Origin of the sequence: Pararhodobacter sp. (assembly GCF_036802785.1) — a bacterium.
Lineage (GTDB): Bacteria > Pseudomonadota > Alphaproteobacteria > Rhodobacterales > Rhodobacteraceae > Pararhodobacter.
Window position 1 is genome coordinate 1 of record NZ_DAIRVN010000109.1, and the last position, 10525, is coordinate 10525.

At 65.1% G+C, this 10525-nt stretch carries 9 protein-coding genes; 4 read left to right on the forward strand and 5 right to left on the reverse strand.

Translation table 11 applies throughout. The annotated features are described in order from the left end of the window. The coding region (locus V7Q53_RS22310) for an iron-sulfur cluster assembly protein (protein WP_333831123.1) at positions 1 to 322 on the reverse strand (322 nt) is incomplete at its 3' end. Between the two features lie 81 nt (positions 323 to 403). Then, positions 404 to 664 carry a hypothetical protein gene (locus V7Q53_RS22315; protein WP_333831126.1) on the reverse strand — a complete coding sequence of 87 codons (261 nt, stop codon included), beginning with the start codon at positions 662 to 664 and terminating at the stop codon, positions 404 to 406. A gap of 3 nt (positions 665 to 667) precedes the next feature. Between V7Q53_RS22315 and V7Q53_RS22320 the strand changes: the two genes are divergently transcribed. Then, positions 668 to 886 carry a DUF1127 domain-containing protein gene (locus tag V7Q53_RS22320; RefSeq protein ID WP_333831127.1) on the forward strand — a complete coding sequence of 73 codons (219 nt, stop codon included), beginning with the start codon at positions 668 to 670 and terminating at the stop codon, positions 884 to 886. A 471-nt stretch (positions 887 to 1357) separates the two neighbouring features. On the opposite strand, the gene V7Q53_RS22325 is transcribed toward V7Q53_RS22320, so the two are convergent. Further along, the gene (locus V7Q53_RS22325; protein WP_442954468.1) at positions 1358 to 3802 is read right to left on the reverse strand and encodes an ATP-dependent helicase; all 2445 of its coding nucleotides are present in this window, start codon (positions 3800 to 3802) and stop codon (positions 1358 to 1360) included. Positions 3803 to 3982: 180 nt separating this feature from the next. Between V7Q53_RS22325 and V7Q53_RS22330 the strand changes: the two genes are divergently transcribed. Together V7Q53_RS22330 and V7Q53_RS22335 are read left to right on the forward strand one after the other, a co-directional pair. Then, on the forward strand, positions 3983 to 4441 hold the full coding sequence (locus V7Q53_RS22330) for a hypothetical protein (RefSeq protein WP_333831128.1): 459 nt from the start codon (positions 3983 to 3985) through the stop codon (positions 4439 to 4441). Between the two features lie 41 nt (positions 4442 to 4482). Beyond that, on the forward strand, positions 4483 to 5646 hold the full coding sequence (locus V7Q53_RS22335; RefSeq protein WP_333831129.1) for an alpha-hydroxy acid oxidase: 1164 nt from the start codon (positions 4483 to 4485) through the stop codon (positions 5644 to 5646). Here V7Q53_RS22335 and V7Q53_RS22340 read toward each other — a convergent pair. Then, on the reverse strand, positions 5622 to 6161 hold the full coding sequence (locus V7Q53_RS22340; RefSeq protein WP_333831130.1) for a BLUF domain-containing protein: 540 nt from the start codon (positions 6159 to 6161) through the stop codon (positions 5622 to 5624). The genes V7Q53_RS22335 and V7Q53_RS22340 overlap by 25 nt on opposite strands. A 78-nt stretch (positions 6162 to 6239) precedes the next feature. Between V7Q53_RS22340 and V7Q53_RS22345 the strand changes: the two genes are divergently transcribed. After that, complete coding sequence (locus V7Q53_RS22345) at positions 6240 to 9680, forward strand: pyruvate carboxylase (RefSeq protein WP_333831131.1); 3441 nt, start codon at positions 6240 to 6242, stop codon at positions 9678 to 9680. Positions 9681 to 9799: 119 nt separating this feature from the next. Here V7Q53_RS22345 and V7Q53_RS22350 read toward each other — a convergent pair whose 3' ends face one another. Next, the gene (locus V7Q53_RS22350; RefSeq protein WP_333831132.1) at positions 9800 to 10072 is read right to left on the reverse strand and encodes a hypothetical protein; all 273 of its coding nucleotides are present in this window, start codon (positions 10070 to 10072) and stop codon (positions 9800 to 9802) included. Positions 10073 to 10525: the final 453 nt, after the last annotated feature.

The following is a 10525-nucleotide window of genomic DNA, read 5'->3' on the forward strand; positions in this document are numbered from 1 at the left end:
CCCGTCGCCAGCCGCCCCCCCAACCGCTTGCGGGGGTGGGGGGGGCGGGGCGGGGCGCGGCAGGGCCATGCGCGGTCAGTGCCACGCTGACCCGGGCCACGCCGGGCAGCGCCAGAATCACCCGCTCTGCCTGAGCGCGCACGGTTTCCAGCTTGCGCGCGGCCTCGGGCGTTTCGGCCTCAAGCACGAATCGCACCATACCCTCCTCGATAACCAGCGCGCGCACCAGATCGCCGCCGACAAGGTCGCCCCCATCGGGCAGGACAACGGCGCGCAAAGCGTCAAGCACCTGCTCGCGCGTTGGAGAGGGAGGCGTATTCATAATGAGGCTCCTGTTCTGGCCGGTCTGACACGTTGCGCTAAACCTGTGCTCTTTTTCCAGCCGAGCAAGGGCATTGCAAGGTCAAGCGGCGCAGCCAGCACCGGCGACAACCCTGCCCGACGCCAAAAGATGTTCACCACATGCCTGTTTTGGCGGCAGCGCGGCTGTTTTCAGCCACTTCTTTAGACCGGACCGCCATGCATTTGCTGCATAGCAGCATTGACCAACTGGGGTATTGTGCAGACGCAGCAATTGCATCATCTTTGGCTCAACACGAACGCAACCGCGCTCTACCGCACAAGAAAGCAGGGAAAGCGCGAAGAACCGAAGACGAAAGAGCATACCATGGCTTTCCTGAATGAAACCATCCGCGGCGCAGGCCCCCTCAGTGCCATCCGCGCCACCTTTGCGGGACTGGCCGATACCTGGAACCGCTACACGGTATTCCGCCGCACCTACAACGAGCTGAGCGCGCTCAGCACGCGGGAACTGCAGGATCTGGGCTACTCGCGGTCGATGATTACCCGGCTGGCCTATGAAGCCGCCTACGGCAAGAACGCCTGAGGCGCCAAAGAATTCCGGGCCGGCGCACCACAAGCGCCGCCCGACACGAGACGAAAGGCCCCTCCTCCTCCCTGGGCCGATCGTGAAGGAACTGCCGCTCTCCTCCTCCCTGCGGTCGTTCCAAACCTGATGCGACGGCCCACCTCCTCCCGGGTCTGTCCGCTCAACAGCGCGGTTGCCCCTCCTCCTCCCTGGGCAACCGCGCGCGTTATTCCGGGGCCGCGCAGCGATGCGCCCCCACCGAGATGCCTGGGTCAACCTCCTCCCTGATCCATGCAGCTAGCGCGGCCACCCCTCCTCCTCCCTGGGTGGTCGCGCAAACCAACACCGGGGCCCCTGCGCCCCACCGGAATGCCTGGGTCTTCCTCCTCCCTGACCCATGCACAATAGCGCGGCTGCCCCTCCTCCTCCCTGGGCAGTCGCGCTTTTTACATTTCAGCGATATCTTGAAAGCCGGGTGCCGGAGCGCGCTCAGAACGGCACGTCATCCACCCCTTCGCCGGGGGTCAGGAAGCGCGCGACGATGTGTTTTTCGCCCGCGCGGTCAAAGGCCACGGCCATCTTGTCACCATCGGCGGCAACAATGGTGCCCAGCCCGAATTTCACATGCATCACCCGCTCACCGGGACGATAGACCGGGCTGTCCTCGCCACCCGCAGCCTTGCCGATGCTGCGCCCCACTGCTGCCGGTTCTGCAATCTGCCCGCGCGCCTGCAACCGCTTCCAGCCGGGGGAGGCATAGACATCAGCCTTCGCGGCCCGGCTTTCCACCGTAGAGCTGGCCCGCGCCATGCCCGCCGCACCAAAGCCGCCACCGTAAAGGCCCGGCGGGGTCAGTATCTCAACATGTTCGGCGGGCAATTCGTCAATGAAGCGCGAGGGCAGTTGCGACTGCCATTGCCCGTAAACCCGGCGGTTCGCCGCGAAAGAGATGGTGCACAGCCGCTCAGCCCGCGTGATGCCGACATAGGCGAGGCGGCGCTCTTCCTCCAGGCCCTTGCGCCCGGTTTCATCCATGCTGCGCTGGCTGGGGAACAACCCGTCTTCCCAGCCCGGCAGGAACACCACCGGAAATTCCAACCCTTTGGCCGCATGCAGGGTCATGATCGTGACCTTTTCGGCCGCATCCTCTGATTCATTGTCCATGATCAGCGCGACATGTTCCAGAAATCCCTGAAGATTATCGAAGCTTTCCAGCGCCTTGATCAGTTCCTTCAGATTCTCCAGCCGCCCCTGCGCATCGGGCGACTTATCGGCCTGCCACATGGCGGTATAGCCCGATTCGTCCAGAATTTGCTCGGCCAGCTCGATATGCGACAGCGCGCTGCCCCGCGCGCCCTGCACCACGATACCGTCGTCGATGACCAGATCGTCGTCTTGCAGCACGGGCGCGGGCGCAAGGGCCACGGCATCATGCCAGCGCTCCATCTGCTCGACAAAGCTGCGCAGTGTTCCGGCGGCGCGGCCTGAAATCAGCCCGTCGCGCAGCGCCAGACGCGCGCCCACCAGAAGCGGCACTTCGGCGGCGCGGGCGCATTTCTGGATGGTCTGCTGCGCCTTGTCACCCAACCCGCGCTTGGGTGTGTTGACGATGCGTTCAAAGGCCAGATCGTCGGCGGGCGAGATGGCGAGGCGGAAATAGGCCATCGCATCGCGGATCTCCAGCCGCTCATAAAAGCGCGGGCCGCCGATCACCCGGTAGGGCAGGCCGATCGACAGGAAACGGTCCTCGAACGCGCGCATCTGGTGGCTGGCACGGACCAGAATCGCCATCTTGTCGCGCGAAACCGCCCCCAGACCGCGCCCGCCGCGCTCCAGCGCCTCGATCTCCTCGCCGATCCAGCGCGCCTCTTCCTCGCCGTCCCAATGGCCGATCAGGCGCAGCTTCTCACCCTCTTCCAGCTCGGTCCACAGTGTCTTGCCCAGCCGCCCCTCATTGCCCGCAATCACGCCCGAGGCTGCGGCCAGAATATGCGGGGTGGAGCGATAATTCTGCTCAAGCCGGATCACCTTTGCGCCGGGAAAATCCCGCTCAAAGCGCAGGATATTGCCCACCTCGGCCCCGCGCCAGCCATAGATCGACTGATCGTCATCGCCGACGCAGCAAATGTTCTTGTGCCCCCCGGCCAGAAGCCGCAGCCACAGATACTGCACCACGTTGGTGTCCTGATACTCATCCACCAGAAGGTAGCGCAGCCAGCGCTGGTATTGCGCCAGCACATCAGGATGTTGTTGAAAAATCGTTACCACATGCAGCAGCAGATCACCGAAGTCGCAGGCATTGAGCGTGCGCAGGCGTTCCTGATAGGCGGCGTAAATCTCGGTACCCCGGTTGTCATAGGCCCCGGCCTCGGCCGCAGGGACCGATTCGGGGCGCCAGGCCCGGTTCTTCCAGCTGTCGATGATCGACGCCATCTGCCGCGCGGGCCAGCGTTTTTCGTCGATGTTGAAGGCGTGGATCAGTTGCTTGAGCAGGCGAAGCTGGTCATCGGTATCCAGAATGGTGAAACTGGGCTTCAGCCCCACCAGTTCGGCATGCCTGCGCAGCAGCTTCACGCCGATCGAATGGAAGGTACCCAGCCAGCGCATCCCCTCAACCGAATCGCCCAGAAGCGCGCCGATACGATATTTCATCTCGCGCGCGGCCTTGTTGGTAAAGGTCACGGCCAGAATTTCATTGGGCCGGGCCTTGCCGGTGGCGATCAGATGGGCGATGCGCGCGGTCAGCGCGCGGGTCTTGCCGGTGCCCGCGCCCGCCAGCATCAGAACCGGGCCGTCCAGCGCCTCCACCGCCTCGCGCTGGGGGGTGTTCAGCCCCTCCATATACTGCGCGCGGTGCATATGCCCGGCCTGAACCATCGCCTGCTGCGACAGGCTTGGCCCCGCCCCCGCGTCCCTGTTGGTTTCGCTGCTCATGCCATCCGGCCCCGTTTTATCCTGCCGGACCCTAGCGCAGCATGGCGCGGGTTCCAAGCCTGCGTTCACTTCTTGTTCGCAATTGTGACGGTATTTTGCACCTGTCCGCCCCTGCCGCGCCATTCCCGCAGGGCGGCTTCCATGCCATCTTTGGGCGGCGATCAGCGTGAAGGGGCAGGAATGAAACGGATAGCGTGTATAGCGGCGGTGCTGGGCCTTGGCCTGATGCCCGCAGTGGCGCAGAAAGCACCGCCAGAAACCTCGGACGATGTCCCGCGGAATGGCCCTCTCGGCATCGCCTTCGTGCAGGCGCCCGAGATGGCTTCGGGCATGGCCCTGGCCCTGACACCGGAAGAAGGCTTCGCCGCTGCCACCGCCCAGTGCGTCGCGGGCGGGGCGATGGCCGGGGATTGCCTGCACACCAACTGGTGCCTGCCCGCCGGCTGGTCGGTTGATCTGTTCGTCATGCATCAGGAGGGGGTGCACTGGCATGAGGTCCATTGCGGCCTTCCGTCGCGCGAGGTGGCCGAGCAGGTGGCCGAAGCGCTTTGCAACCCGGCAAGCCGCGACTGGCTGAGCGAGTGCCTGCCGGTTCAGTTCTATGACCCCGAAGGCACGGCGCTGCTGCCGGAAGGATGAGGCCGCTTGCCAGCCCCACACCCCGCTGGCATAGATCTGTCATGGATCTTGACCTGCGCTTCCCGGCCCTTTCAGACCTGCGTCAGCGCGCGCGCCGGCGCATTCCGCATTTCGCCTGGGAATATCTCGACAGTGCCACCGGCACCGAATCGGTCAAGCATCTGAACCGCAGCGCGCTGGATGCCATCCGCATGGCCCCCTCCGCGCTGGACGGCGCGTTTCAGCCGGAGCTTGCCACGCCGCTGCTGGGACAGACCTTTTCGGCCCCCTTCGGCATTGCGCCCATCGGCATGTCCGGCCTGATCTGGCCGGGGGCCGAGGCGGCGCTGGCCCGGCTGGCGGCCCGTCAGCGCATCCCCTACGGCATGTCCACCGTCGCCACCCGCCTGCCCGAGGAGATCGGGCCGCTGGCGGGTGACATGGGCTGGTTCCAGCTCTACCCGCCGCGCGACGCTGACATCCGCACCGACCTGCTGAAGCGCGCAAAGGCGGCGGGGTTCCGGGTGCTGGTGCTGACGGTCGATGTGCCCGCCCCCTCGCGCCGCGAACGCCAGTTGCGCGCCGATCTGGCCTTTCCGCCGCGCAAGACGCCGCGCATGTTCGCCCAGACCGCGCTGCGCCCCGAATGGGCCCTGCGCACGCTGCGCATGGGTGTGCCGCGCCTGCGGCTGATGGAGGAATACAAGCGTCTTGACGGCACCGCACCCTCGACCGGCCATGCCGGATACCTGCTGCGCGTCAATCCGGACTGGGACTATGTGGCGGCGCTGCGCGACGGATGGCAGGGGCCGCTTGTGCTCAAGGGCATTCTGCGCCCTGAGGATGGCACGCGCGCCAAGGCTGCGGGGGTGGATGCCGTCTGGGTCTCAAACCACGCCGGGCGGCAGTTTGACGGCGCGCCCGCCAGCGTCGATGTGCTGCCCGATATCCGCGCCGCTGTCGGCCCCGGTTACCCGGTGATTGCCGATGGCGGGGTGGAATCGGGGCTGGATATCCTGCGGATGATGGCGAAGGGGGCCGATTTCGTCATGCTGGGCCGCGCCTGGCATTACGCGCTGGCCGCCCTTGGCCCGCGCGGCGCGGCGCATCTGGACCATATCCTGCGCGAAGACCTGATCGCCAACATGATGCAACTGGGCCTGACAAGTCCGCGCGATGCGGGCCAGCGGCTCTGGCCCGCTCAGGACACTGACAGGTCCCGGTAGGATCTCAGGAAATGACGGATGAGCGGGCCGAGAACACGGTCGCGCGACCACGGCGCATTGCTGCGCGTCAGCCCGCGCAGATCTATCCCTTCGGCAATCGGGGTGGGCCAGGTCGCGGGTGGCACGAAGCCCATTTGCCACGCACCAAACAACCGCGCCTCTACCGGGCCCTGCCATAACGGGATGACGCCCTTATGCCGTGCATCCCCGCAAATCTTTGCAAACAGAAGGTCGACCGGGGTTTGCATCCCTTCGAGAACCTGAAAAAAACCGCCATCGTGATAGAGCAGCATCCCCGTAATCCCGGCGGCGGCGTTGTTTTCGCGCGAGCACGCGAGCATCCTCTCGATATCGGAGGCATCGAACAACTTCTGCGCCGAGCTTACATAGATTAATCTATACAACACAAAATCTCTCTTCAGGAAATGCGATCCTTCGTAACAGACAGAACCGCCCTGCCCTGCCTTCGGTTCCTTTGCTTCAGAAAACCGCCTGAATGTGAAAAAACCGTTCAAAGCCTTTGCCGCATCGCAGAAACTCCTTTACCAAACCGTCAGCAGCGCCCCGTCAGCGCAACTCAAGGGATGAACCGAATGACAGCTTTCCAGAAAATCCTCATCGCCAACCGTGGCGAAATCGCCATCCGCGTGATGCGCGCCGCCAATGAACTGGGCAAACGCACCGTCGCCGTCTATGCCGAAGAGGACAAGCTGGGCCTGCACCGTTTCAAGGCTGATGAGGCCTATCGCATCGGGGCGGGGCTGGGGCCGGTCGCTGCCTATCTGTCGATCCCTGAGATTATCCGCGTGGCCAAGCTGTCAGGCGCCGATGCGATCCATCCGGGCTATGGGCTGCTGTCGGAAAACCCGGCGCTGGTCGATGCCTGTGTCGAGGCCGGGATCACCTTCATCGGCCCCCGCGCCGATACGATGCGCGCGCTGGGTGACAAGGCCAGCGCCCGGCGCGTGGCGATCGAGGCCGGGGTGCCGGTGATCCCCGCGACCGAGGTTCTGGGCGAGGATATGGATATCATCCGCGCCGAGGCCGCCAAGGTCGGCTACCCGCTGATGCTCAAGGCCAGCCACGGCGGCGGCGGGCGCGGGATGCGCGCGATCCTTGGCCCCGATGAGCTGGAAACCCGTGTGCGCGAGGGCCGGCGCGAGGCCGAGGCCGCCTTTGGCAATGGCGAGGGCTATCTGGAAAAGATGATCCAGCGCGCGCGCCATGTCGAGGTGCAGCTTCTGGGCGACACGCATGGCAACCTCTATCACCTTTATGAACGCGACTGCACCGTTCAGCGGCGCAACCAGAAGGTGGTCGAGCGCGCGCCAGCCCCCTATCTGACCGACGCCCAGCGCGCCGATGTCTGCGCTTTGGCGCTGAAGATCGGCCGCGCGGTGGGCTATCAGAACGCGGGCACCGTCGAATTCCTGATGGATATGGACGATGAGCAGTTCTATTTCATCGAGGTGAACCCCCGCGTTCAGGTCGAACACACCGTCACCGAAGAGGTGACCGGCATCGACATCGTCAAGGCCCAGATCCGCATCGCCGAGGGCGAGACGCTGGCGCAGGCCACCGGCACCCCCCGGCAGGAGGATGTCACGCTTTCCGGCCACGCGCTGCAATGCCGCATCACCACCGAAGACCCGCTGAACAATTTCATCCCCGATTACGGCCGCATCACCGCCTACCGCTCAGCCACCGGCATGGGCATCCGTCTGGACGGCGGCACGGCCTATTCGGGCGGCGTGATCACGCGGTATTACGACAGCCTGCTGGTCAAGGTCACTGCCTGGGCGCCCACGCCCGCCGAATCCATCGCCCGGATGGACCGCGCCCTGCGCGAGTTCCGCATCCGGGGCGTTTCAACCAACATCGCCTTTGTCGAAAACCTGCTCAAACATCCGACCTTTCTGGATGACACCTACACCACCAAGTTCATCGACACGACGGATGCTCTGTTCCACTTCCGCAAGCGGCAGGACCGCGCCACCAAGATCCTGACCTATCTGGCCGATATCACCGTCAACGGCCACCCGGAGACGGCGGGCCGCCCCCGCCCCGCCGCACAGCCCCGCGCGCCCCAGCCGCCCGCAACCCTTGGCAGCCCCGCACCGGGCAGCAAGACCCTGCTGGAGGAGAAGGGCGCCAAGGCGGTTGCCGACTGGATGAAGGCCGAAAAGCGCCTGCTGCTGACAGACACCACCATGCGCGACGCGCATCAGTCGCTTCTGGCCACCCGCATGCGCTCCATCGACATGATCCGCGTCGCACCTGCCTATGCCGCCAACCTGCCGCAGTTGTTCTCGGTCGAATGCTGGGGCGGCGCCACCTTCGATGTGGCTTACCGCTTCCTGCAGGAATGCCCCTGGCAGCGCCTGCGCGACCTGCGCACGCGCATGCCCAACCTGCTGACCCAGATGCTTTTGCGCGCCTCCAACGGCGTGGGCTACACCAATTACCCCGACAATGTGGTGCAGTCCTTCGTGAAACAGGCGGCTGAGACCGGGGTGGATGTGTTCCGCGTCTTCGACAGCCTGAACTGGGTCGAAAACATGCGCGTCGCCATGGACGCGGTGCTGGAAACCGGCCGCATCTGTGAGGGTACCATCTGCTATACCGGCGACCTGCTGGACCCCGCGCGCCCCAAATACAACCTTGATTACTATGTCCGCATGGCCAAGGCGCTGGAGGCGGCTGGCGCGCATGTGCTGGGCGTCAAGGACATGGCGGGCGTGCTGAAAGCGCCTGCCGCGCGGGTGCTGTTCAAAGCCCTCAAGGATGCGGTTGACCTTCCCATCCATTTCCACACGCATGACACCTCGGGCGCCTCCATCGCCACGATCATCGCCGCTGCCGAATCCGGCGTCGATGCCGTCGATGCCGCGATGGATGCGTTTTCGGGCAATACCAGCCAGCCCACGATGGGCTCCATCGTCGAGGCCCTGCGCCATACCGACCGCGACACCGGGCTGGATATCAACGCCATCCGCGCCATCTCGGATTACTGGGAACAGGTCCGCGCGCACTACGGCGCGTTCGAGACCGGGCAACAGGCGCCCTCGTCCGAGGTGTATCTGCACGAAATGCCGGGCGGCCAGTTCACCAACCTCAAGGCGCAGGCCCGCTCGCTGGGGCTGGAAGAGCGCTGGCCGGAAGTGGCGCGCGCCTATGCCGATGCCAACCAGATCTTCGGCGATATCGTCAAGGTCACGCCGTCGTCCAAGGTGGTGGGCGATATGGCGCTGATGATGGTCACCCAGGGCCTCAGCCGCGCCGATGTCGAAGACCCGGCTCGCGACATGGCCTTTCCTGAATCGGTCATCGACATGATGCGCGGCAATCTTGGCCAACCTGAAGGCGGCTGGCCCGCGGGCATCGTGTCCAAGGTGCTCAAGGGTGAGGCGCCGATGACGGAACGCCCCGGCAAGAACCTGCCTCCTGTCGATCTGGCCGAGACCCGCCAGAAGCTGACCGAAGAGCTGGAGGGGCTGCGCATCGACGAGGAGGACCTGAACGGCTATCTGATGTATCCCAAGGTGTTCCTTGATTACATGGGCCGCCACCGGCAATACGGCCCGGTGCGCACCCTGCCGACATGGAATTTCTTCTACGGGATGGAAGCGGGCGAAGAGATTTCGGCCGAGATCGACCCGGGCAAAACGCTTGAAATCCGCCTGATCGCGCTGGGTGAGACGAATGAGGAAGGCGAGGTCAAGGTCTTCTTTGAACTGAACGGCCAGCCCCGCACCGTCCGCACACCCAACCGCAAGGTCAAGGCGACCACCGCCGCCCGGCCAAAGGCCGACCCGGCCAATGCCGGCCATCTGGGCGCGCCGATGCCCGGCTCGGTCGCCTCGGTCGCGGTTTCGGTGGGGCAGACGGTCAAACCGGGTGATCTGCTGCTGACCATCGAGGCGATGAAGATGGAGACCGGCCTGCATGCCGAGCGCGCCGCCAAGGTGCGCGCGGTGCATGTCCAGCCCGGCGCGCAGATCGAGGCCAAAGACCTGCTGATCGAACTGGAATAAGCACCGCACAGGCTGCGGGAGGGACAGGGGCGCTGCGGCGCCCCTTTTCGTTTGCGCTTTGGTGGGGCGGCGTCACCGGGCGCGCCAAAGGGCCGAAAGCCCGCCAGCGCGCCCCCCTGTTAGGACGCGCGGCGCGATGCCGCGTCAGAGCCGGGCAGCTCAGTGTCCGCAACCCCGGTCGCCATGTCCTTGCCACCCTTGCCCCCGGCAGGCGCCTGCAGCACCTCTGCCTCAACCCGGTTGCTCCCGGCCCCGGCAGCGGGCGGGCTCAAGGCCTCAACCTTGGGGGATTTCGTCAGTACCGGTTTGCCCTCGGCGGGTTTGGTTTCCGACAACGCGGGCGTGCCGCTCAGGGCAAGCGCGGTTGCCAATGTCAGAAATGCCATACGCATGACGGTTCTCTTGTCCTCTCTCATGGCGCGCCTGACTGTCGCCAGGGCGCGCGGTTGCACCGCATCTCCCCCCGGCCCGGTAACCCCGGAGCTGCCAGAGGGATGTGAAAGCCCTGCAGGGCTTTCGCGCCGAAGATGGGCGGCGGCGGGGACGCTTCAAGCCCCGCTGACGCTTCGCCACCACGCCCTCACAGGGGTTTTACCGCGAACGGACAGGGGCTTGACGCATTGCCCGGACCAATGATTTCCTGAAGGTTCATGCGTCGCGCGGTGCACTCTTGCGCGCACCAGACCGCACCCTGCCCTGCCCGCCTGCCCCGCCACAGGAATTTTCGCGCGCTGCTGCATTTTTCCCTTGCGGCCCGGCACCGCTTTTCATACATCACGCGCCATCAAGGGAGCGGGCGTAGCTCAGGGGTAGAGCATAACCTTGCCAAGGTTAGGGTCGTGAGT